At 47.6% G+C, this 21,538-nt stretch carries 21 protein-coding genes; 6 read left to right on the plus strand and 15 right to left on the minus strand.

The features are described 5' to 3' along the window. Window positions 1–441 precede the first annotated feature (441 nt). The 5 genes from SHD_RS12685 (at window position 442) to SHD_RS12705 (ending at window position 5,122) form a co-directional block, all read left to right on the plus strand. Window positions 442–2,163 (plus strand): phospho-sugar mutase, encoded by a 1,722-nt coding sequence (locus SHD_RS12685; RefSeq protein ID WP_023267485.1) that lies wholly within the window; start codon window positions 442–444, stop codon window positions 2,161–2,163. Window positions 2,164–2,316: 153 nt separating this feature from the next. After that, complete coding sequence (locus SHD_RS12690; RefSeq protein ID WP_039978319.1) at window positions 2,317–2,700, plus strand: VOC family protein; 384 nt, start codon at window positions 2,317–2,319, stop codon at window positions 2,698–2,700. 170 nt (window positions 2,701–2,870) lie between these two features. Further along, complete coding sequence (locus SHD_RS12695) at window positions 2,871–3,320, plus strand: GyrI-like domain-containing protein (RefSeq protein WP_023267487.1); 450 nt, start codon at window positions 2,871–2,873, stop codon at window positions 3,318–3,320. Between the two features lie 110 nt (window positions 3,321–3,430). Continuing rightward, window positions 3,431–4,117: a helix-turn-helix transcriptional regulator gene (locus SHD_RS12700; protein ID WP_023267488.1), complete on the plus strand. Its 687-nt coding sequence runs from the start codon at window positions 3,431–3,433 to the stop codon at window positions 4,115–4,117. Between the two features lie 75 nt (window positions 4,118–4,192). Beyond that, window positions 4,193–5,122 carry a hypothetical protein gene (locus tag SHD_RS12705; RefSeq protein ID WP_023267489.1) on the plus strand — a complete coding sequence of 310 codons (930 nt, stop codon included), beginning with the start codon at window positions 4,193–4,195 and terminating at the stop codon, window positions 5,120–5,122. Window positions 5,123–5,195: 73 nt separating this feature from the next. Here the strand turns inward: SHD_RS12705 and SHD_RS12710 are convergent, their stop codons facing one another. The 8 genes from SHD_RS12710 to SHD_RS12745 form a co-directional block, all read right to left on the minus strand. After that, the gene (locus tag SHD_RS12710; RefSeq protein ID WP_023267490.1) at window positions 5,196–5,498 is read right to left on the minus strand and encodes an AzlD domain-containing protein; all 303 of its coding nucleotides are present in this window, start codon (window positions 5,496–5,498) and stop codon (window positions 5,196–5,198) included. Next, the gene (locus SHD_RS12715) at window positions 5,495–6,190 is read right to left on the minus strand and encodes an AzlC family ABC transporter permease (RefSeq protein WP_235056967.1); all 696 of its coding nucleotides are present in this window, start codon (window positions 6,188–6,190) and stop codon (window positions 5,495–5,497) included. Before SHD_RS12715 ends, SHD_RS12710 begins: the two co-directional genes overlap by 4 nt. A 138-nt stretch (window positions 6,191–6,328) precedes the next feature. Next, complete coding sequence (locus tag SHD_RS12720; protein ID WP_023267492.1) at window positions 6,329–7,165, minus strand: AraC family transcriptional regulator; 837 nt, start codon at window positions 7,163–7,165, stop codon at window positions 6,329–6,331. 169 nt (window positions 7,166–7,334) lie between these two features. Then, window positions 7,335–7,985 (minus strand): Vat family streptogramin A O-acetyltransferase, encoded by a 651-nt coding sequence (locus SHD_RS12725; RefSeq protein ID WP_023267493.1) that lies wholly within the window; start codon window positions 7,983–7,985, stop codon window positions 7,335–7,337. Window positions 7,986–8,132: 147 nt separating this feature from the next. Next, a complete protein-coding gene (locus tag SHD_RS12730) occupies window positions 8,133–9,026 on the minus strand; it encodes a bifunctional transcriptional activator/DNA repair enzyme AdaA (protein ID WP_023267494.1) in 894 nt (297 codons plus the stop codon). Window positions 9,027–9,039: 13 nt separating this feature from the next. Further along, window positions 9,040–9,807, minus strand: a complete 768-nt coding sequence (locus SHD_RS12735; RefSeq protein WP_023267495.1) for an SDR family oxidoreductase — start codon at window positions 9,805–9,807, stop codon at window positions 9,040–9,042. 142 nt (window positions 9,808–9,949) lie between these two features. Continuing rightward, complete coding sequence (locus SHD_RS12740; RefSeq protein WP_039978324.1) at window positions 9,950–10,324, minus strand: hypothetical protein; 375 nt, start codon at window positions 10,322–10,324, stop codon at window positions 9,950–9,952. A gap of 63 nt (window positions 10,325–10,387) precedes the next feature. Then, complete coding sequence (locus tag SHD_RS12745; protein ID WP_023267497.1) at window positions 10,388–10,852, minus strand: hypothetical protein; 465 nt, start codon at window positions 10,850–10,852, stop codon at window positions 10,388–10,390. Between the two features lie 620 nt (window positions 10,853–11,472). Here SHD_RS12745 and SHD_RS12750 point away from each other — a divergent pair. After that, window positions 11,473–12,693, plus strand: a complete 1,221-nt coding sequence (locus tag SHD_RS12750; RefSeq protein ID WP_023267498.1) for a deoxyguanosinetriphosphate triphosphohydrolase family protein — start codon at window positions 11,473–11,475, stop codon at window positions 12,691–12,693. Window positions 12,694–13,067: 374 nt separating this feature from the next. On the opposite strand, the gene panP is transcribed toward SHD_RS12750, so the two are convergent. The 7 genes from panP to SHD_RS12785 all read right to left on the minus strand — a co-directional run bounded on the left by panP (window position 13,068) and on the right by SHD_RS12785 (window position 21,439). After that, window positions 13,068–14,717, minus strand: coding sequence for a pyridoxal-dependent aspartate 1-decarboxylase PanP (panP, locus tag SHD_RS12755; RefSeq protein ID WP_023267499.1), 1,650 nt, complete (start codon window positions 14,715–14,717; stop codon window positions 13,068–13,070). A gap of 242 nt (window positions 14,718–14,959) precedes the next feature. Further along, a complete protein-coding gene (locus SHD_RS12760) occupies window positions 14,960–16,105 on the minus strand; it encodes a glycerate kinase (protein WP_023267500.1) in 1,146 nt (381 codons plus the stop codon). A gap of 58 nt (window positions 16,106–16,163) precedes the next feature. Next, window positions 16,164–17,522 carry a GntP family permease gene (locus SHD_RS12765; protein ID WP_023267501.1) on the minus strand — a complete coding sequence of 453 codons (1,359 nt, stop codon included), beginning with the start codon at window positions 17,520–17,522 and terminating at the stop codon, window positions 16,164–16,166. 270 nt (window positions 17,523–17,792) lie between these two features. Then, complete coding sequence (locus tag SHD_RS12770; protein ID WP_023267502.1) at window positions 17,793–18,791, minus strand: catalase family peroxidase; 999 nt, start codon at window positions 18,789–18,791, stop codon at window positions 17,793–17,795. A 153-nt stretch (window positions 18,792–18,944) separates the two neighbouring features. After that, window positions 18,945–20,177 carry a sugar diacid recognition domain-containing protein gene (locus tag SHD_RS12775; protein ID WP_023267503.1) on the minus strand — a complete coding sequence of 411 codons (1,233 nt, stop codon included), beginning with the start codon at window positions 20,175–20,177 and terminating at the stop codon, window positions 18,945–18,947. 18 nt (window positions 20,178–20,195) lie between these two features. Continuing rightward, entirely contained in the window at window positions 20,196–20,828 is a 633-nt protein-coding gene (locus tag SHD_RS12780; RefSeq protein WP_023267504.1) for a uracil-DNA glycosylase family protein, read from the minus strand. A 2-nt stretch (window positions 20,829–20,830) separates the two neighbouring features. Beyond that, on the minus strand, window positions 20,831–21,439 hold the full coding sequence (locus SHD_RS12785) for a hypothetical protein (RefSeq protein ID WP_023267505.1): 609 nt from the start codon (window positions 21,437–21,439) through the stop codon (window positions 20,831–20,833). Window positions 21,440–21,538: the final 99 nt, after the last annotated feature.

A 21,538-nucleotide genomic window follows, 5' to 3' on the forward strand; every position in this document is an offset into this window, starting at 1 on the left:
AATGTTCATGCAATGTCGTTATTCTCCTTTATTGGACAATAACAGTGCAGAAATGCCAATCAAGCCCTGCCACAAGGGGCAATATTGAATTTCGAAACTTCACATGTCCTAATCAAAACGGCTCTACAACTCACGCACTATCTGGCTTAAAGCATGGATAGTGCGTATTTTATTCTGTTAGCGGTTATTTAGCTTCACCGTTCTAGGGCTATTAAGCAACTAAGCGTAAGACGCTTGTATTGCTTAGGGCTGGGTTAGCGTCCAGTTATGTGAATCTCCAAGAGTATTGATTTTACTTTGTAAATCAATGGTTAAATCGCTCAAAAACTAATCCTGAAAGATTAAAACTCATGGGATGACGGTGAAATTAGTGCAAATTTGCTTGTTCTTCGGCATGGATTTTCCTAAGGTAATTGAAAATGATTTTCACTGAGGCCCCCTATGAATACCCATTTGCAATTACAGGTTAAGCATTGGCTCGAAAATGACCCCGATCCCCGTACTCAGGCACAACTGCAAGCCTTAATCGATGCCGGAAATGATGCCGAACTCGAAGCTCGTTTTGCGGGACGTTTAGAATTTGGAACCGCCGGATTACGCGGTGTGGTGGGTGCAGGTCCCATGGGCATGAATCGCCTAGTGATCCGTCAAACATCAGCTGGGCTTGGTGCCTATTTACTCGAACAAATTAAAGATGCGGCCGAGCGCGGGGTCGTGATTGGTTACGATGGCCGCCACGATTCACGCACTTTCGCCCATGATACCGCCAGTGTGCTTACCGCGATGGGCATTAAGGTGCGACTCACCGCCAAAGTCGCGCCAACGCCGCTGGTGGCCTTTGGGGTTAAGCATTTTAATGCCGCTGCGGGCATTGTGGTGACCGCCAGCCATAACCCACCACAATACAACGGCTACAAAGTGTATTGGGAAAACGGCGCGCAGATTATCCCGCCCCATGACTCAGGCATCGCCGCTAAGATTGAGCTGGCGGCAACCCAAGCTATTCCGTTTATGGATCAGGTGGAGGCTACCAAACAGGGCAAGCTTATTTGGTTGCAGGAGGATTATTACGAAACCTATCGCCGCGGCGTGAGGCACGCCAATGTGCTGCAAAATAACACAGCGCCCGAAAAGGTCAGCCTTGCCTATACCGCCATGCACGGTGTGGGCGCTGAAATGGCGGAAACCGTGCTCAAGGATGCGGGTTTTACCCAAGTGTATTCGGTGGCGGCGCAGCGCGAGCCCGATGGGGATTTCCCAACGGTTAACTTCCCTAATCCGGAAGAAAAGGGCGCGATGGACTTAGTCATCGCCGAAGCGAAAAAGCATGGCACCATGCTCGCCTGTGCCAATGACCCCGATGCCGATAGATTTGCGGTTGCTGTACGCAAAGATGATGGCGAATATCAAATGCTAACGGGTGACCAAGTAGGCGTGCTCTTTGGTCATTATCTGTTAAGCCATGCGAGCAAGGATCAACGTCTGGTGGGCACTACCATAGTGTCTTCTAGTTTGTTATCTAAAATTGCCAAAGGCTTTGGCGTTGAAAGCTATACCACGCTCACCGGTTTTAAGTGGCTGATGAATGTGGGAATTGCGCAGAGTCAGCCTGACAATCAATTTCTGTTTGCCTACGAAGAGGCACTGGGTTACACCGTGGGTAGCATGGTGTGGGATAAGGACGGCTTGTCTGCTCTCGTCGCCTTCGCCCAATTAACCGCCGAGCTTGCCGCCAAAGGGCAAACCATTTGGGATAGACTCGAGCAGATTTACCGCGAGCAGGGGTTCCATCTCAATGCCCAAGTCAGCATTGCCTTAAAACCCGACACGCCCAATATCGGCGCCTATCTGCGTGAACATCCGCCGTTAGCAATTGGTGAGCATGCCGTGGTGTCTACTGATGATCTCAAGGCGTTAGAGCGCCGTTTTGCCGATGGCAAGGTCGAGAAAATCAATCTGCCCGCCAGTGATGTATTAACTTACCGCTTAGCAAATGGCGCGCGGGTGATAGTACGGCCGTCGGGCACTGAGCCTAAAATTAAGTGCTATTACGAGGTGGTTGAGCCTATGACGGCGCAAGACACCTTGGCCAGCGCCCAAGCACGGGCAACTCAGGCGATGGACGCATTTATCTCAGCCCATCAGGCGAGTTTGCCTAAATAAGCGCCTTGAGCGCACTCAATAAAATCAGCTTCACTCAAAGGCTACTGACATGATGTTGTCAGTAGCCTTGTTTTATTCTTGTTGTCGTCCGCTGGTGATTTACTCTTATAACATGATGAATCATTGGCATTTTTCAACAAGGAGAAAGTGAAAATGTTATCAATTGCACCGTTAGTCTGGGGTGAAATTCCTGTCAGTGATATGGATCGTGCCATCGCTTTTTATCAACAACATTTCGGGGTTGAATTTAAGCGTGACGATATGGAAGACATGCAATACGCCACGATTGAAACAGAGGATGAAGGCGCCGCCAGCATTGGTTTGGTTAAATGCAGCATGAGCAAACCGTCGATGGATGGTAGCACTGTATACCTGCATTTCAGCGCGCAATTGCAACCTTTAGTGGATAAACTCGTGGCCGCCAATGTGACTATGTTATTGCCTGTGACGCCTATCAAGGGCGGCAGTTGTGGTTATATCGCGCTGTTTGTGGATAGCGAAGGCAATAAAGTCGGTCTCTGGTCGCAAAATCAGTAATGAATATCCTAAAGAGTCGTGCCTTGGCACGGCTCTTGGTACTGATTTTTAAGCAGTTCTTTAATTTAAGTGGATAAAGTCAGTTCTGCGGATAATAGCGACGAGCAATAACGTCTAGCGATAGCCTTAAACAAGCAACAGCAAATTTCAGTGATGAAGGTGAAAGGATAATGGAACAGGTTTTTATGGCGGCTCAACCTATGCTTGGGCTGAGTACGCGCACCAATAATAACGCCGAAATGGCGGCTGAGGGCGGCAAGATTGCAGCGCTTTGGCAGACATTCTTTGAGTCATCACAACTCACGACGATGCTCTACTCTCCCATGTATGGGGTTTACTACGACTATGAATCCGATATGACGGGAGACTATTCGGTTTTAGTGGGTAAAAGCGTTGAGTCTGTCAGCGAGACCGGCCCTTTTACTGCGTTGCTGCTACGTGAGGGAAATTACCTTAAGTTCAGTGCCGAGGGGGAAATGCCCCACTGCGTGGTTGATCTTTGGGGACAGATTTGGCACTACTTTAGTGCGCCTGATTGCCCGCACCAGCGTGATTATCAAACGGATTTTGAAGTGTATCGAAGCGCCGATAAGGTCGAGATTTATATCGGGATTGTGTAGGCTGAATCAATAACACTGTGCCAATACACTATCGCTTGGGCTGGCCCACTTTAGCGGGTAAGATCCCTTAACTTTCGCAGCCAAGCCAATTTAAGGTGTGATTACTGTCCATGCGCCGTGCCGACCGCCTATTTCAAATAGTGCAAATTCTTAAACATCGACGACTGACGACCGCCCAAGAGCTGGCGGATCGTTTAGAAGTATCGACCCGCACAGTGTACCGCGATGTGCAGGATTTGTGTTTGAGCGGCATTCCCATTGAAGGGGAAGCGGGCGTGGGCTATCTATTGCGCCACGAAGTGAATGTGCCGCCACTGATGTTTAACGAGGCCGAATTAGAGGCGATTCAAGTCGGCATGCGCATGGTGCAAACATGGGGCGGCAAAGAGCTTGGCAGTGCGGCGCGTCAGGCGATGATAAAAGTGGAAGCCGTGCTACCTAAGCGTTTGCAAGCCTATCAATCCTTGATGTTTTCGCCGGATTTTTATTTAGATTCCAACGAGTTTCAGTTTCTCGATCCGCTGCGTAATGCGGCACAGCGCCGTGAATACGTCAAACTCTTCTATCAAGATGTGAATCAAGCCCTGACCGAGCGCGAAGTGCGGCCGCTCGCCATCTATTTTTGGCGTGGCACTTGGACCTTGCTGACCTGGTGTGAATTGCGCCAAGATTTTCGTAACTTTCGGGTCGATCGTATTACTGGATTATTAAGGCTTAACCGCCATTTTGACCCGACGCCCGGGCAGGAATTAGAGGATTATATTTGCCAGATGGATTCACAAAATGCACAAAAATAGTGCAGTCTATTACTCGCTGTTGATACGTTCTGCTAGAATCAAACGATAGGGACGGCTTTCATATATGTAGTGGGCATGTACATGATGATATTTAGGCATTTTAGTTTTTTAATTATGCTGGTTTATATTGGTACATGCTTTTTTCCTTCACAGTCATTCGCAACTGACGCTTTTATCATTAATCCTCCCGAGTCCGATAATGATCATAGATATCAATATACCTATGATCTATTGGCATTGGTTATTGATGCAACTAAGGATGATTTTGGTGAGGCTACGCTAGAGATGTCTGGTGTTGTTATGAGTCGGAATCGAATCTTTAGGGAGTTATTAGAAGGTAAAAATATTAATGTAATGGCAGAAGCCTCTAATGCTACTTGGGATCAGCAGCTTATTCCCGTAAAAATACCAATCCGCAAAGGGATCCAAGGATTTAGACTATTTATTATCAAGAAAGATAATTTAGCACTGATGGCGAATGTAAAGACTTTAGCAGAGTTAATGGCATTAGATACGGGCTCGGGTAGTCAATGGTCGACTAAAGTTGCCATGCAAAAAGCAGGATTCAATGTGATAGAGAGCACTCAATATGATAATTTATTCAATATGTTATCTGTTGGGCGTTTTGTTACATTTGGTCGTGGAGTTAATGAAATCTTTCAGGAAGTGGAGCAATTTAATAAAAAATATCCCGATTTAATCTTAGACGATAATATTTTACTTTATATTCCATTAGCTACCTATTATTACGTATCTCCAAGTCAACCTCGTTTAGCAAAAAGAATACAAGTCGGCCTACAGCGAATTATTGAAAATGGCCAGTTTGATACATTTTTTTACCAAAGACACTGTGATCTTTTATTAAAAAGCAATATTAATCGCAGGATCGTTTTTAAGATTAATAATCCACTGGTTTCTGAGGCGGAAATGACATCTATTGTTGGCAAGGACTTCTTAATCAATCCAAGTAGTGACTTTTTGACTTTATGTGAAAAATATCATTAAGTCACTATTCTCTTGTATTTTAGCTTTGTCTTAAAGGTATTTTTACGGTTGTATAGACGGTAAGATTAACGCCTTAATGAATAGTGAAAAATAATCCCATACTCAGCACTGTGGTCAATAGGGTATTACGCGTGACAAATGCTAATACCGTTGCGACCACAGCGCATATCAAGTAGCTGTTATCTAAGCTTAAATCGAGTTTTCCCTCCTGCACGAATACGATAGGTGCAAAGATGGCCGTGAGTACGGCGGGCGCCGAATAACTCAAAAAGGTCTGCGTATTTTTACTTAGCCTTAGCGGTAGTTTTGGCTCGAGCAGTAAATGCCGACTGATAAACACCATCGCCGCCATTGAAAAAATCATTAACCAGATCATAGGGTTTTCTCAGCTTGGGTGGCAGTCGTGTCGGTTTTTGGGGCTGGTTCATCTTCGCCCGTGACTTTGGCATAGAGCACGCCAGCGCTCATTCCCGAGAGGGCGGCAATTAACAGTCCCGCCTGAAGATCCAGTACGGCGCATACCACGGCTAAGGTGAGCGAAACCAGCACACAGACTAGGATGGAAGGCTTTTTCACCGTAGGTACAACCAGAGCAATAAAGGTTGCGGCAATGGCAAAGTCGAGCCCTAATTCACCCAAGTTATCGATGGCATTGCCGGCGATAATGCCGAGCAGGGTGGCGAGGTTCCAACCGAGGTAAAAACTCAGGCCGCCGCCCAGCGCGTACCAAGGATCGAATTTATGCAGCTTGCCTTGGTTGGCGATGGCAAAGAGTTCATCGGTCAGTAAAAAGCCCAGAGTGAGGCGCCATTTCAGTGATAAGGGGCTGATTTGGCTGCGCATCGCCATGGCATACAGCAAGTGACGCGAAGTGATCAGCAAAGTCGTGATTAAAATGCTCCACAGACCAATCCCCGCCTTAACCATACCGAGTGCGACCAATTGTGCGGCGCCCGCAAAAATAATAGCCGACATGGCCTGACTTTCTATTGGTGTCAGACCGACCTCAATCGCGAACGAGCCTGCGAGGATCCCCCAAGGCACCACGGCAATGGTGAGTGGCAACATGGCGAGTGTGCCCTTGAAAAACGCCTTGGTCTTACTGGATGTGTGGGGGTGGACAATATACGGCTCAGACACTCTGACTCCTCACTACGGCTGGGATAAAAAGAATATAAGGGGTTAAGGCTAACGTAAAATCAGGGCTTAAGCTTGGATAATATTGCGGCCAATCTCCTTGGCAAATTGCCCTGGGGTGATCCCGACAGTCTTTTTAAAATGGCGGTTTAAATGGCTTTGATCATGGAAACCACATTCCATGGCAACATCCAGCAGTTTGATTCCTTGGCCTATTTTTTGTTTTGCCAGTCTGACTCTAGCTTGAGTCTGATAGGCGTGGGGCGGCAGACCATAACAACGTTGAAATTGTCTGAGCAAATAATAGGGGCTTAATCCCGCGAGTGTGGCCAACTCTTCGAGGGAGATATCGGCCGTGGGATGATCGTCAATAAAGGATTTCACCAAGGCTAATGCGGGTTTAGCGTTTGCCCCCAAGTGTTCACTGGGATAATTTCGGCCATGGCGCGTCATAAGTTGCGTCAGGCTCGAATAGACCAGACTTTCGCGCAATAGCCGATTGTCCGAGGTATCTAAGGTGCTAAAAGTGAGGCGCAGCAATTCGGCAAGCTCGGGATCCTGCACTACGGGTTGCGGGAAATAGGGCGCGCCGCGACTTGAAGTGAACTCCTGAGTCATATTGGCAAATTGAGCAGGGACGGGATACATAGCACGATAGGACCAGCCGTTCTCGGTGGCGCTACAACCATTATGCACTTCGTCGGCATTGACAAGAATAATGCTGTGCTTGGGTGCTATATGGTTGCCACCAGTGCGATAAAAACGCTGGGCACCCGTTTCAATCACGCCAACCGTGTAACCTTCGTGGGTATGGCGACTAAAATTTTGCTTATGGTAGCGGGCATTAAGTAGCTCAAGGCCCCCAAGCTCATTGGCTATGTGGTAGGCCGCATGTTCAGTGTTCATTCGGCCTCCTTTATCGACTGGATGAATGGGCGAGTTGGTTTATCAAGACCAAGGCGTTTAACGCTTGTTTTGCCAGATAGTAACCCAGAACGCCTCGATACTTTTGTACAAAATTGCGCTTTGCCGTGTTTTTTGGGAAGTTCTGTGCGTTGTTTTCTGACACCAACGCTTAGGACCGCGTATGTATCCCATCGGCCAAGCGGGCTAATTGACTAAGATCGGCGCCTACAATGGCAGGTAAATGCTCGCTGATTTTCTCAATCGGCCAGTCCCACCACGCAATGGCGAGTAATTTGTCTATTACTTCTGGCTCGAATCGCAATTTAATCACAGTCGCGGGGTTACCGCCGACGATGGCATAGGGCGGCACATCCTTAGTGACCACGGCTTGACTGGCGATAATGGCGCCGTGGCCAATGTTTACTCCAGGCATAATGGTGGCGTTATAACCTATCCACACATCATGGCCTATGCGGGTGTCGCCCTTAAAGGGTAAATCCTCGGGCGCTGGCGCCGCCTTCTCCCAACCATTGCCGAAGATATAAAAGGGATAAGTGGAAAAGCCCGACACTTGGTGATTGGCGCCATTCATAATGAATTTAACATCCCGTGCAATGGCACAAAATTTACCAATAATCAGCTTATCGCCAATAAAGTCAAAGTGATAAAGCACGTTTGACTCGAAACGTTCTGGCCCCGCAGGGTCGTCATAATAGGTGTAATCGCCGACGATAATGTTGTCACGGCTAATAAAGTTCTTCAGAAAACCCACCTGAGGGAATCCTTTTAAGGGGGATTTGTCATTCGGGTTAGGTCCCATTTGGGATGGGGAATGCGTCGGCATGTTTGCCTCCCTGTTGATTTAATGGTTAAGAATTGGGTCGTCGCGCAGTTAGAATTAGAGCTAAGTTAAGAGTCGAGCGCCGTTAAGCACTGGAATGCTCAGTTACACCTGCTGGTAGATCTTTTACTCACAATAGGCCGCTTCCCTTGCCAATATGGCATGTTTACGGGTTTCACCCCAGCGATAACCGCCAAGTTCACCACTTTGGCGTAGCACTCTATGGCAGGGGATAAGTAATGCCACCGGATTGGCACCAATCGCCGTACCGACCGCGCGTGAGGCCTTAGGCTTGCCAATGGCCTTGGCAATATCTCCGTAGGAGGCGACCTCTCCCTTAGGTAAATTCAGCAGGGCGCGCCACACATTGAGCTGAAAGTTAGTGCCTTTTACCCAGAGTGAGAGCGGGGCTGGCTCGCCTTGGTGTATAGCCTGAGTATTAGGTGCTGTTAAATTAACCTCTGCGGCACTCGAGCCCGCAAAGTACTGGCTAAAGAGGTGATCAATTAAGCTTGCCGTTTGCGCCGCGTCTTCATAAATGGTGGCCTGACTCCAGCTCTGCTTTAGACGTTCCAATGGCGATTGAATTTGCTGCATATCGACAAAATCAAACTGGCAAATGCCCCGGGCCGTTTGGGCGATAAAGGCCAACCCGAAGGGCGTAGGATGATAGCCATAGGCAATGCTGATCCCTAAACCCTGCTGGCGATATTCGAAGGGGGTGACCGCCTCGAGTTGCACAAAATGATCGTATAAGCGCGAGCCACTGCTCAGGCCTAACTCATAACTGGCACTTAAGGTCGAGTGGGACGGCTGCAGCAATAACTGTTTTGCCCGCTCTAGGGTTAAGGCCTGCAAGTAACGTTTGGGAGTGATCCCAGCCCAGCGACTAAAGAGCCGCTGGAAATGGAATTCACTTAAATGGACGTGCGCCGCAATCTCTGCCAGTGAGGGTTGATGACCCACATGCTGACGAATAAAGTCAATGGCACGCGCAATTCGTTCGTAATCTTGGGTCATCGTTATCCATTCCCTAGGTTTTACAGATGGACACACCACCATCGACCAATAAGGCGATCCCTGTGGTAAAACTGGCCGCATCGGAGGCGAGATATAGCGCCGATTGGGCAATTTCCGCGGGATCTGCGAGGCGCTTGAGGGCATGGAGGTTTTTCACAAAGGCCAGGGCCTCTGGAGTATTAGCAAACTCCCGCCCCATCGGCGTATCTGTGCCGCCTGGTAATAGCGCATTGACTCTAATCCCGCGCGCGCCATACTCAACGGCCAAGGATTGGGTTAAGCCAATCATCCCCGCTTTACTCGCCGCATAGGCCGCCGTTTGCGGAAAGCCTATGGTATAGCCAACAAAGGAAGATGTAAAAATAATCGACCCTGCGCCACGTTTAAGCATTTGTGGCAATTGATATTTTGCCGCTAAAAATGCACTGGTAAGGTTGGTTGTTAGGGTGTTTTCCCATTCGGCACGGCTAAGCGCATCCGAATCTACGCCTAACTCACCATTAATACCGGCATTATTAAAGGCGATATCCAATCCACCATACTGCTCAACGGCAAGTGCCACTAAATCACTGGCATACACCTCGTCGGTCACATCGCCCGCCAGATAAACCGCTTCACCGCCTTGAGTGATGATCTCATCCACCAATGAGGCCAATATGGCGCCGCGACGCGCCCCCAGTACCAGTTTTGCGCCTTCACGGGCAAAAAGTTTTGCGGTGGCATAGCCAATCCCCGAACTTGCCCCAGTAATGATTGCGACCTTTCCCTGTAACACTGCCATAGATATGTCTCCATTGATTGCCTCGGCCAATATGCGCCGATAGAAACATAGTGAAGGGTTAGGGGATGCAACTCGACCCGAATCTTGCGCTTTTACACTTGGTTGCTAACGTCGTGAAAGTTGGGTGGATTATTACTGAGTTTTAGGCAACGCCAGCGGCATAAATCAGTAGCAAAGACAGCGGGACGGAAACAACACCGATTAAGCGAAATTGATTCTTAAATGCTTGGGCTGACCATAGGGCAAATTTACGATGTTTACTCGGCGGCGTGCATGCCAAGCCTATTCCCACACAGAGTAAGACAATGCCTATCGCCAAAAAGATCTGTGGAAATCGGGTATCGGCGCAATATTGGATAAAAATCACACCCGCAATAATTCGGCTAACCACCTCAACAATATGGAAGTAGGGCTGCTCGCTAAATGCGATAATACCGTTAGCGAAAGCCGCAGGCTTGATGACCATTACAAGGCTAAAGAACAGCATCAATAGGCCAAAAGCCGCAATAAAGTACATCGCCATTCCTTGTATTGGTTTTTATCTATTTGGCATGGGGAAGCTTGAGTGGCTGCGCTTTATCTACTTTAACTTGAGTCGTAATTGTTCTATTTGCCTATCGATAGACGCAACCTGTGTATCAGCTTGCTGCGCCACCGCCGACATTTCTTGTGCCAAGCTTTGCTCCCAAGTCGCTCCGGCAAGATTGTTATTGGCGTAACTTCTATCGTTTCTCAGCTCAACAATACGTTTATCCCTTTGGTCGATAATGAGTTTTCGGTCGTTCTCTAGTTTAGTGATTTCACGGCTAATACGTTGTTTATCAATAAAATCGCTAATTTCTTGTTTTTTATCCGAGTGAGTAACAGCGTTTGCATGGGCAATATCAGGGCCTTTAACGACGCTACCGACGCCGCTGAGATCTACGGGTTGGCTATTTTCATCACAGGGATCGGCCTGATATTTTCCGTCGGCACATTGGTATACGGCAGCATTGGCCGAAAAAGGCAGGATAAGTGTAACTAGCAATAACGATTTTCTGTCCATAGAACACCCCATTGTCGATTTTGGCTAGATTACTCTGTCATGGTGTAAAAACCAACAGCGAGGTCATGGGGTTTCACCCCTGCACCCCAATCCCATTAAGCCGTTGGTATGGAAGATGGTCTGTTACTTACAATTAGGATATGCCAAGGATTTAACAATGGGTGGCTCGTTAAGCTACCTTGCTTAGTTAATTTATTTAAGAGCAAAGTCAAAGTCGTGGGGCTTCACCTCACACCCGACCAAGGAGGACTGCTCGTCCTATCCTCCTTGGATGCTCCAAGACGCCCCTAACGGAGTTGAAAGCCCCTTGTGCTCATTGCCAAATTTGCTATCGCTTCCGAAGGATGCGTCCCTGCACCTGCGAAAGCTAGCTTGCCATCCATGGCAAGACTCACGCAATTTGTCTATTCGCCCTGCGGCAACTCCGAGGGGAGGTGAACTCCCTCCGCTTTTGTGTTGTTTGCAAGTCATGCAAAGCAAACCGAGTAATGCTTACAACCACGTTTAGAAATTTAACAATGGGTGTCTCGCTAAATTAAATTGCAGATTGAATGTCTTCCAAAAGTAAATTATGTTGCTGAACTAAAAGTAATAGTTCGATTTTTAGTAAGGGTAAATTGATGTACGATATTGAAGTAATTGACTATGCAAAAGAGCAAGAGAATATAATCTCTAAATTAGAGTATCGCGTGCATGTTCACGATGATGGTCGTTCTGTAAACCGTCATGACTTGATGCGGGACTATGCGAGAGTTCTATATTCTTCATCGTTTAGACGTTTGCAAGGCAAGATGCAATTATTGGGAGTAGATGCTAATAAGTTCAATCGAAATCGACTTACTCATAGTTTAGAAGTTGCACAAATTGCTCGTTCCATCGCTTATGATCTCAAACTACAACATACGGTTGTGGCTGAAACTGCTTCCCTTGCACATGATATTGGTAATCCTCCTTTTGGGCATTATGGTGAAATTGTACTTAACGAATTGAGTAGTGGATGTGGTGGTTATGAAGGGAATGCACAAGCATTCAGGATTTTGCGAATACTAGAGAAAAAACATTATGCGTATCAAGGGTTAAACCTTAACGTCCGTACTTTAATGGCTATAACTAAATACTTCTTTAATAAGCAACAGAATAGTAAAAAGTTCTTATATGATTCTGATTATAATTTTTTAAAAGCAGAGCTTGAAAGCAAAGAGGTTACTGTTACCAAAAGTATCGATGCGGAGATAATGGATTTAGCCGATGAAATTGCTTACGCTGCTCATGACTTAGAAGACGCATTAAGTTTTGGAATGATCAGCTTAGGTGAAATTGTTCATGAATTTAGCATTAGCGATAAATTTAAAGACGCATACCCTACAATGTCTAAAATTGCACAAGATGCACAAGCCGAAGCAATGAAAGCTAGCCGAAGCGGTACATCAGAAGAATATGCTATTGTTCTAAAGAAAGAGTTGACCTCCAAAATAGTTAATACTTTATGCTCTGACATTGGGCTAGTGGGTGGTTGCTTGGGTTATAAACACCATGCAAAACTAGCGGAAGGTCTTAAAAAATTACTGTTTAAAGCGATACTTAGAAAGAAAGACATTCAGCTCTATGAACGACGTGGTGAGCAAATTATTAGAGGTTTATTCGAGGTGTATTCTGATGAAAAATATAATAAAAGTAATATATTGCTCCCACCAGAATTGCGCTCAATTAACGACTGTAAAACTCGTTTAGTTACTGACTATATCTCAGGTATGATGGACTCATATGCTGCTCAGGAGTACGAAAAATACTTCGGAAAGGGGAGTGCTGATAAATGTTACTTTAATTCGAGAGGATTATAACCAGTAAGATTAGTGTAAGTGTGGTCATGGCCTATTCCAAATGTTTATTTAGTCTTAACATCATTGTGATGGCGTATTAGTATTCACTCTAACCACTGATTATGCAGAAATTTTCCAAAGCCGGATTCGATTGCTGACGTGACCTTCGATGATATGGATATCATCGCAGAGCCGCCATGGATGGCTTCACGGCGTGTCACGGAAGCAATGGAATTCGGCGTATCCACGACTGAACATAAACCTTTAATCTTTGTTATCTCACCAAGCTTTCTGCCAATTTAGCCTGCAAACAAAAACAGCCGCAAATATTTGCGGCTGTTTGCGATTAACACTCTGTATTTGAAATAGATTTAAAGCTTACGCTAAATCGCTCGCTATTCATTGGCCATAGCTAATAGCGCGGGTAAAAACTCTTTATCCAAAGCGGCAATTTCACCTTGCTCGATAAGCACTTGATTTAGGATCTCATGGCTAGTCAAAGGATTAGCTAATACGACGCGAAACACCACTGTGGGCTGTCTAAAGTAGCGCGCGGGTTGAATACGGGTACGGGAGACGAAGGATTTACCCTGTTCGCGTTGGTGTTTTTGAATAAATTGGGTTAGGCCATCGAGCAGCTCATTAAAGCGCGCGAGTTTCACCTTATCGCCTTGTTCAATCGCCACTTGCATGGCGGCCTGCACCTCCGCGGGTACATAACGATAGGTGAGCAGGCACAGCTCTGGCGCGGTGACTAGCTCAAAGTCAGGGTGTGCGTCGATTTGCTCGGCAAAATAACGGGCTTTTTCAAGGCTGTTATTGATCAGGATTTCGTAACCATCGCGGCCGATAATCTGCAAACAGGCGTGCACTAACATGGCCATGCCGGGGCGTGAGCCTTCGAGCGTTTGGCTGCCTAAATCCTTGGAGCCTCGACGCAGAATATATTCGGCGTGGTGGGCAATGGCATGGGCAAACTCAGGGTTTTTAAATAACACCATACCCGCGCCCATGGGGACATACATTTGCTTATGGGCATCGATGGTGACTGAGTCAGCGAGTTCAATACCATCGAGCAAGTGACGGTATCTATTGGATAATAGGCTTGCGCCGCCCCAAGCCGCATCCACATGGAAGTGGCAGTTTAGCTCACTTGCTAAGGCGGCAAGTTCGCGCAGTGGGTCGATATTGCCCGTCTCGGTTGTGCCTGCTACCCCAACAATCGCCATGACTTTGATGCGTTTATTCGCCAGTTCGGCGGCGACTTCGCGCATTTTGGCAACATCGACTTTATTATTGCCATCGGTTGGGATGCTGATGATATTGTCGCGACCGATACCGAGCAGATCGACGGCCTTACCTAAGGAGTAGTGGCCGCGCTCGGAGACCAGAATCGCTAAATCATCGAAGCCATAGTGGCGCAGCGCCTTGATTAAGCCTTCGCGGGTCACGCCTTTAAAGTCGCCATCGGCCTTGAGTAATTGGTTGCGGGCAATCCACAGGGCTGTGATGTTAGCCACTGTGCCGCCGGAGCAAAATGCGCCGAGGGAATGGTTGGCGCTGTGCATCCAATTACGATAAAAATCATCATTTTGGGCGTAAATCAAATGGTGCATCATGCCGAGCACTTGGCGCTCAAGCGGCGTAAAAGCTTTGGAGGTTTCGATTTTGACCAAGTTTTGATTCAGCCCCACCATCATTTTCGACAGTGGCAACACGAAATAGGGCAGTGCCGAGGTCATATGGCCGATAAAACTGGGCGCCGCCGTATGCACCGAATGCGCCACGAGATTCTGCATGATTTCGTCGGTGTAGTCGGAGACAAAACGCGGCTGGCTTGGAATTTCAAAGGCTTGAAAATCGGTCTCGATTTCGGAGAGCGGCTTTTCCAGCGCGGCAATGCTGTCACCCAAAAAGCCGGCTAAGTCCTCGGAAAGCTTCTGCTCGATAATGCTTAAGGTGGATTCCGCATCTTCGGGCACAGTGAAAATTCGCATCAAACTGTCTTCGGATGCGATGGCTTGGCGAGGGAGTTTTTGGGTCATGGGGCTTGCCGTCTATTAATTCTTATAGTGAAACCGCAAAGGTGATTAAGAGTATAACCAAATACATGGCGCTTAAACCCGTTTACGGATTACCAAAAAGGGAGCTCACTTTACTGCAAGGCCTTTTAGGCATCAAGCACTAAAACACCACTTGAGTTAGTGCTTGGGTTACAGAATAAACAAAGGCGCTATGAATAGCGCCTTGGGTGTCTGTCGTGAGCTATCACAACACTAAGGTAAAGTTAACGCTGGCCCAGCATCAAGACCGCGGCAATGTTACGGGCGGTATTGGTCAGATTTGTTTTGGCGTTAGCCAGTACATCGTCCAGTGGACTTAAGTGTGGAATGATGGGGAAAATCGCCGCCATACCTTCCTCTAGCACGGCATTAGCATTGTCGCCAAGGCAACCGGCAATTCCGATAGTCGGAATATTTTGCAGCTGCGCTTGTTTTAAGACGCCCATAGGAGTTTTGCCAAAGATGGTCTGGCCATCGATTCGGCCTTCGCCCGTGATAACAAGATCCGCGCCGCGAATTTTGTCTGCCAATCCCACCGTTTGCATCACAATCTCGACACCGGGTTTAAGCTCTGCGCCTAAAAAGGCCATTACGCCCAGCCCCATACCGCCCGCTGCGCCCGCACCTGCTTGGTTGCGGTGATCGGTGACGCCGCTTTGGGCAATCACATCGGCATAGTGGCTTAGTGCTGCATCTAAGGTGCTCACCATCTCGGGTGTTGCGCCTTTTTGTGGGCCAAATATGGCCGAGGCGCCGCGCTCGCCGCAAAGCGGATTATCGACATCGCAGGCCACTTCAAAGGTACATTCTTTCAGTAGTGGATGAGCATGGCTCATATCGATACTGGCAAGCTGAGAGAGCGCCGCGCCGCCCGCACTTAAGGTTTTACCTTGTTTATCCAGCAGTAAAATATCCAGCGCTTGGGCCATACCTGCGCCGCCATCATTGGTCGCACTGCCGCCTAAGCCTAAAATAATGTGTTTTATCCCGCGATTGAGCGCATCACAAATCAGCTCGCCCGTACCATAACTGGTGGTGAGCAGCGGGTTACGCTGGTCCCTCGGTACATGGTGTAAACCCGAGGCGGAGGCCATTTCAATCACCGCAATCGTGTTTTTGGCTTGCTGGCCTAAAATGCCGTAATGGGCTTTGACTTTATGGCCGAGCGGCCCCATGACCTCTAAATTGACAATGCTGCCGCCAGTGGCATCGACCATAGATTGCACAGTGCCTTCGCCGCCGTCGGCGACGGGGATTTTGACAATCTCACAGTCTGGGATCACTTGTGTTAAGCCTTGTTCGATCGCATTAGCTACATCGAGTGCGCTTAAGCTTTCTTTAAAGGAATCGGGGGCGATAACTATCTTCATTCAAAATCCTACAGCTTTTTGGGCGCACGGATGCGCCCAAGGATGAGAAAAGTGCGGCTTAGAGCAGCACTAAGCTTAGTACATACACGGTCAGCATTGCGGTGACGCCTTGGATAAGGGTCGCCATGGTTTGTGCTTTATAGGCTTGTTTAACGCTCATGCGGCTAAATTGAGTCACCACCCAGAAGAAGCTGTCGTTGGCGTGGGAGACTGTCATGGCGCCAGCACCAATGGCCATTACGGTTAACACACGGCCCATATCGCTACCAAGACCAATATCGCCGAGCATTGGCGCGACTAAGGCCGAGGTTGCCACTAGGGCAACGGTGGATGAACCTTGAGCCGATTTCAGCGCGGCGGCGACGATAAAGGGCATAAAGATACCCACCCCTAGCGCCGACAGTGAACTACCGAGGAAGTCACCGATAGGTGTGGCTTTTAACACGGCGCCAAAGGCACCACCGGCACCGGTGATCAAAATAATCGGTGCTGCGGCAACGAGGCCTTGGCTGATGCGCTCACTAAACTCGGCAATCTTGTTATCGCTTTTCAGTAACAGCAGTGACAGGAACAGACCGATAAGTAGGGCGTTAACGGGTTGGCCAAGGAAAACCAACAGGCTGAATAGGCCTTCTTTGCCCAGTGGCGCAGAAGGGAAGTTAGCGATAGAACCTAAGCAAATTAATAGGATAGGCACAAAAATCGGTGCAAATGCCTTTAATGGGCTAGGGAGAGTGCCATAGCTTTGTTTTAAGGCTTCAAAATCAGCGGCTTGGGCTTTGAGTTCTTCCGCGCCTTCACCATCGGGTTCAACACTGGCAAAACGGTTCGCCCATAGCATGCCCGCAAGTGAGGCAACGGCAGCAACAAATAAACCAACACCAATCACTAAGCCTAAGTTGGACTCTAACCCTAAGTTACCCGCCGCGGCGATAGGGCCAGGTGTGGGCGGCACGAAGGTATGAGTGGCATAAAGACCTGTGGCTAATGCAACACTCATGGACACGCTCGAAACCTTCATGCGGTTGGCCATGGATTGTTTAAGCGAGTTTAAGATCACAAAACCCGAGTCACAAAACACCGGAATCGACACTAAATAACCGATGATGGACATAGTGAGTGTGGGGAAGCGTTTACCCAAGACTTTGATAACGACGTCTGCCATGGTAATGGCGGCGCCACTTTTTTCGAGAATGATGCCGATAATGGTCCCGAGCACGATTACAAGGCCGATATAACCGAGGATATTACCAAAGCCTGTGGTGATGGTTTTGGCAATATCGCCACTCGGTAAACCGTAGGCGAAGGCGGCGATAAAGGCGGCCAGAATTAAGGTTAAAAACGGATGGAGCTTAAATTTTGAGGTCGCGATAACAATAAATGCAATCACACCGATGAGGATGAGCACTAAGTTCATAGGATGTCCCGTTCAGTCTTGGCTGAAGTTCTTAAGTGGTTTTGGCTGTTTTTGTAGGGCGCAGTCTTTATTTAACCCCAAGTCAAATAAAGGTTGCTTTAAGGTCAGCCTATTATTGAACACTGTAAACTGAATAGCTTTGGGTAAATCGACGGAATTACAGGCGGAATTGGCCATTATTTTGTGCATGCGCACAAAATAATGACCGTGAATTCGAATGTAATGCTAAGAATATTGTTTTGCTCACGCGAACCGCACCGCGAGCCGTGCTTATTGACGACGGATAAAGGACTCGACATATGCCGCGGTGCGGGCATTGAGAATTGGGTCATCTGACGCTGCTATGCCTTTGGGTAAGAGCAGAGGGTTAAAGATGCTTTTATCGCATTGTTGCACTTGAGGATCGCTGTCGCGCTTACCATCAATCACCACTTTGCCGACGAGAATGCGCTGGCGGTTTTCGGGCCAGAGCACAGTCGGATTATTAATCTCATCGCCCTGTTCCGCTAACTGAATATACAGATCCCACTGTGCTGGCTGGGTGTTTATGCGCTGGAGTAATTCCGCCTTTAAAAAATCATCCCCCAGATTGGCAAGTTCACTGGCTGACAGTGCTGCGGTGCCCGCTACGGGTTCAAAAATCCATTTACCCGCAATGCTGTTATTTTGCTTGTCGGTAAACAGAAAGCTGTTTACGCCAAAGTAGCGACTATTGGCAAAGCTGGGGCTGGGTGGCTGTTGTGTTAGATAGTTGAAAAAGGCTTTGGCATCGGGCTTATTATCGATAAGCCACTGTTTTCCTTCGGCACCTTGTTTCACTTTGGTCTGAAAGGTAAAAAAATCATCCAGATTGCTGGCAAAGAATATCGGCACATTGGTAGTGACAAAGTTCAGGTTTTCTTTATCGCCATCAATTTTGAGTGACATAAAGCGCCCTGGGGTTTTATCGGAAAGTTTAGGATTGGTACCGCCGAGGGAAAAACGGGCGGTCACTTTAATGGGATTTTGGTTAAAAAAGGGAATGTTGAGTGAATCGTGTAATTTAGGATTTGGGGCAAAGTAACCCGAGGTACAAAACCCTTTTGTATGATTACGCAGTTTCACTTTTTTACCCGCTTCGCGACTCGCCGCATCTGGCGTGCCGTTCACAGCATCGACTAATTCGGCAATGGTTCGCTCTGCCGCGTTGGCGATTGGGGCTGCAAACATTGAGCCGACCATTAGGCAAGCGGTGGTGAATAAGCTAAGTTTGACATGAAATGGCTGCATGGGACTTCTTTCCTTAATGATTAACCGTATGGGTGACACCTTTAGGTATAGGAAAGGACAAAGCGGAAAAATCTTTCATTAATATTGCGCAATATTACTATGAGGCTGAAAGGCTTAGGCGCAAATTCTGATTGGGCTATCCCGCGACGATTATTACTCCAACTGATAATTGGAGGTATCTATCAACTGCCCAAGATAAAGACTTAATAGCCCATGCAGGGAATGGATATCGGTGTTAGTGAGTTGCTGAATTTTATCTAATCGATATCGCAAGGTATTTCGATGAATAAATAGTGCATCTGCACATTGCTGCACATCGCCAAAGTGGGTGATATAGGCGGCTAAGGTTTTACGTAGCTGGCCGTTTTTATCGGCCTTGGCTAATTGCTGATAGGCATTTGTGAGTGCTTGGCCACGCCAATCATGCTTGAGTCCCGACAGTAGTACTTGTAACGAGTAATCTTCAAACAGGTATTTAGTCCCTTCGGGGTTAAGTTGCTTGCCGATGCTCAAGGTTTCTTGGGCGGTTTGGTAGGAACGCGCAATACCGCCTTTTTCAGGGAAAAAATGCCCAAGTGCGATTTTAAAATTTAAATCCATTTGCGCGGGCAAGCGTTGTAGCAGTTTATCGATACGTTGATTTTCAAGCTCGGGATCCCATTGTTTTCCATCCAGAAACGCGGGTTTTAAGATCACCAGTTGCGACATGGATGTCATGGCAATCAAGTTGCCTCTGTCGGGGTTTTGCAGTAAATGCAGCACTTGCTTGAGCGTTTCGCTGACTCTGGGATTATGCTCGTCTGTGCTTTGCCCGCTCTGGACTAATGGAGAAAAGGCATCAGATTTGTGCTGGGTTGGCGTGGATTGCTTTTCGCTGACCTCAATAATGGCGGCCACTCGCGGCAGATTGATATCAATATCGAGCTGCCTGGCCCAGCGGTGCAATTGCTCATCATCATCGGTTTGTGCCTTAATAAGTTGCAGGATAAATTCTTCACGTTGGCGGTTTTCCCACTGCAACTTATCCTGCAAATTAGCTTGCTCGACAATCATCTCTGCGGTCATTTTTAGCAGCTCACCGTAGTGGGTTAACTCGGCCGGATCGCCTGTAATCCCAATCACTCCAATGATTTGTCCTTGATAATGCAAGGGTAAATTAATGCCGGGTTTGACACCATGTAAACCAGAGGCGACTTCTTCGCTCAGTTCTACATTACGATTTTGTGCTATGGCTAACAATGCGCCTTCGTGGACTGAACCCATTCGTTTGGGATCGCCTGATCCTAAAATCACCCCTTGACCATTCATCACATTGATATTGTGTCCGATGATTTTCATCGTACGACTTACAATTTGCTTGGCGATGGCAGAATCGAGCAGATACATGGTCTGTGCCTATTTCAATTAAGAATTTAATAATGCTGCGATACGTGATCTTATCTTAGGAATAAGTACTCGTTCAAATTCGGGATGTTGTTTTAGCCAAAGGTTATTTCTAGGGCTAGGGTGGGGTAACACGATCACATTGGGCCAATAATGCTGCCATTGTTCACATGCTTGGGTGACAGTCATTTTTGAGTGTAGATGGTATTCAATCGCATATTGGCCAAGGACCAGCACTAACTCTATCTGTGGCATCAAGGCGAGTAACCTTTCATGCCAGGTCGCAGCGCACTCGGGGCGGGGGGGCTTATCGCCCTGCTTTTTACCGTTGCGTTCAATGGTTCCCGGAAAGCAAAATCCCATCGGCACTATGGCAAACCGCGCGGGGTCATAAAATTGCTCCCGACTGACATTTAGCCACACCCTAAGCCGCTCACCGCTAGCATCGTCGAAGGGAATGCCCTTATGGTGAGTTTTTACGCCGGGGGCTTGGCCAGCGATTAAGATCCTTGCTTGGCTACTGGCTTGCAAGATAGGTTTAGGCGGCAAGGGCAACTCTGTCCGACACTGTTGGCAAGCACGGATTTGCTGGAGCAGTTCACTTAGCTCTGCGGAGCAATTTGGCTCGATAGCTGGGCGTGAAGTGTCTGTCATCCTCAAGCCCCAAATTTGCTTAATAAATGAAAGAGCCAGTAGCCAAAGAGCGCATAGGACGCAGCTAATATAAGATAACTCATTGTTTTGGCGATGAGTTTTTGGGCTTCTGTGTTGGGGCGTGAGGCTATAGCAATATGCGCAAGAATAATCGCAAACAGTGCGCAGGGCGGCACTAGATAACTGATACCTAACACGAGTATGGCGCCAAGATTCAGTAACCAGTTAGCATGTTGGTTACTGGGCTGGTTAAGTTGACGCAACTGCAGCGGCAATAAAATCAATCCTACTCCCACAATGATCATGCCGAGATTGAGGGCAAAGTCGCTCCAAGAGCTGTGATCATAAAGAGTTAAGGCAAAGGCGAGTAGAGGTACTATGAGTGCGCTCAGCACATGGCGTTTAGCAAAGATGGGATTACGATACTGACCTGCAAAAAAGAACAACCCTTGCATTAAGCTATTGAGCAAGGTAAATCCGCCAAGACCTACGATGATAAATAAGCTTGCCGAGCCACCGCTTGAATCAAATGCTAAGGCAGGGGTAGAGAGCAAACTTAAGCCGACAAAGGCAGGCAGAGGCGATAAACGCCAAGAAGTGAAGAACGACATCAAATATCCACTGAAAATTAACGGGCTGAATTAACATCCGCTAAAGTGCTTGTGAACTCAAGGAATACCTTATTTTGAGTGCGAGTTTTGCTCCAGAGT

Origin of the sequence: Shewanella decolorationis S12, from assembly GCF_000485795.1 — a bacterium.
In the GTDB taxonomy this organism is placed as follows: domain Bacteria; phylum Pseudomonadota; class Gammaproteobacteria; order Enterobacterales; family Shewanellaceae; genus Shewanella; species Shewanella decolorationis.

What these genes read in the sequence shown, in the direction of transcription:
- SHD_RS12685 (WP_023267485.1), top strand. Translation starts at nt 442, where the DNA reads ATGAATACCCATTTGCAATTACAGGTTAAGCATTGGCTCGAAAATGAC.
- SHD_RS12690 (WP_039978319.1), top strand. Translation starts at nt 2,317, where the DNA reads ATGTTATCAATTGCACCGTTAGTCTGGGGTGAAATTCCTGTCAGTGAT.
- SHD_RS12695 (WP_023267487.1), top strand. Translation starts at nt 2,871, where the DNA reads ATGGAACAGGTTTTTATGGCGGCTCAACCTATGCTTGGGCTGAGTACG.
- SHD_RS12700 (WP_023267488.1), top strand. Translation starts at nt 3,431, where the DNA reads ATGCGCCGTGCCGACCGCCTATTTCAAATAGTGCAAATTCTTAAACAT.
- SHD_RS12705 (WP_023267489.1), top strand. Translation starts at nt 4,193, where the DNA reads ATGTACATGATGATATTTAGGCATTTTAGTTTTTTAATTATGCTGGTT.
- SHD_RS12710 (WP_023267490.1), bottom strand. Translation starts at nt 5,498, where the DNA reads ATGATCTGGTTAATGATTTTTTCAATGGCGGCGATGGTGTTTATCAGT.
- SHD_RS12715 (WP_235056967.1), bottom strand. Translation starts at nt 6,190, where the DNA reads ATGTTGCCACTCACCATTGCCGTGGTGCCTTGGGGGATCCTCGCAGGC.
- SHD_RS12720 (WP_023267492.1), bottom strand. Translation starts at nt 7,165, where the DNA reads ATGAACACTGAACATGCGGCCTACCACATAGCCAATGAGCTTGGGGGC.
- SHD_RS12725 (WP_023267493.1), bottom strand. Translation starts at nt 7,985, where the DNA reads ATGGGACCTAACCCGAATGACAAATCCCCCTTAAAAGGATTCCCTCAG.
- SHD_RS12730 (WP_023267494.1), bottom strand. Translation starts at nt 9,026, where the DNA reads ATGACCCAAGATTACGAACGAATTGCGCGTGCCATTGACTTTATTCGT.
- SHD_RS12735 (WP_023267495.1), bottom strand. Translation starts at nt 9,807, where the DNA reads ATGGCAGTGTTACAGGGAAAGGTCGCAATCATTACTGGGGCAAGTTCG.
- SHD_RS12740 (WP_039978324.1), bottom strand. Translation starts at nt 10,324, where the DNA reads ATGTACTTTATTGCGGCTTTTGGCCTATTGATGCTGTTCTTTAGCCTT.
- SHD_RS12745 (WP_023267497.1), bottom strand. Translation starts at nt 10,852, where the DNA reads ATGGACAGAAAATCGTTATTGCTAGTTACACTTATCCTGCCTTTTTCG.
- SHD_RS12750 (WP_023267498.1), top strand. Translation starts at nt 11,473, where the DNA reads ATGTACGATATTGAAGTAATTGACTATGCAAAAGAGCAAGAGAATATA.
- panP (WP_023267499.1), bottom strand. Translation starts at nt 14,717, where the DNA reads ATGACCCAAAAACTCCCTCGCCAAGCCATCGCATCCGAAGACAGTTTG.
- SHD_RS12760 (WP_023267500.1), bottom strand. Translation starts at nt 16,105, where the DNA reads ATGAAGATAGTTATCGCCCCCGATTCCTTTAAAGAAAGCTTAAGCGCA.
- SHD_RS12765 (WP_023267501.1), bottom strand. Translation starts at nt 17,522, where the DNA reads ATGAACTTAGTGCTCATCCTCATCGGTGTGATTGCATTTATTGTTATC.
- SHD_RS12770 (WP_023267502.1), bottom strand. Translation starts at nt 18,791, where the DNA reads ATGCAGCCATTTCATGTCAAACTTAGCTTATTCACCACCGCTTGCCTA.
- SHD_RS12775 (WP_023267503.1), bottom strand. Translation starts at nt 20,177, where the DNA reads ATGTATCTGCTCGATTCTGCCATCGCCAAGCAAATTGTAAGTCGTACG.
- SHD_RS12780 (WP_023267504.1), bottom strand. Translation starts at nt 20,828, where the DNA reads ATGACAGACACTTCACGCCCAGCTATCGAGCCAAATTGCTCCGCAGAG.
- SHD_RS12785 (WP_023267505.1), bottom strand. Translation starts at nt 21,439, where the DNA reads ATGTCGTTCTTCACTTCTTGGCGTTTATCGCCTCTGCCTGCCTTTGTC.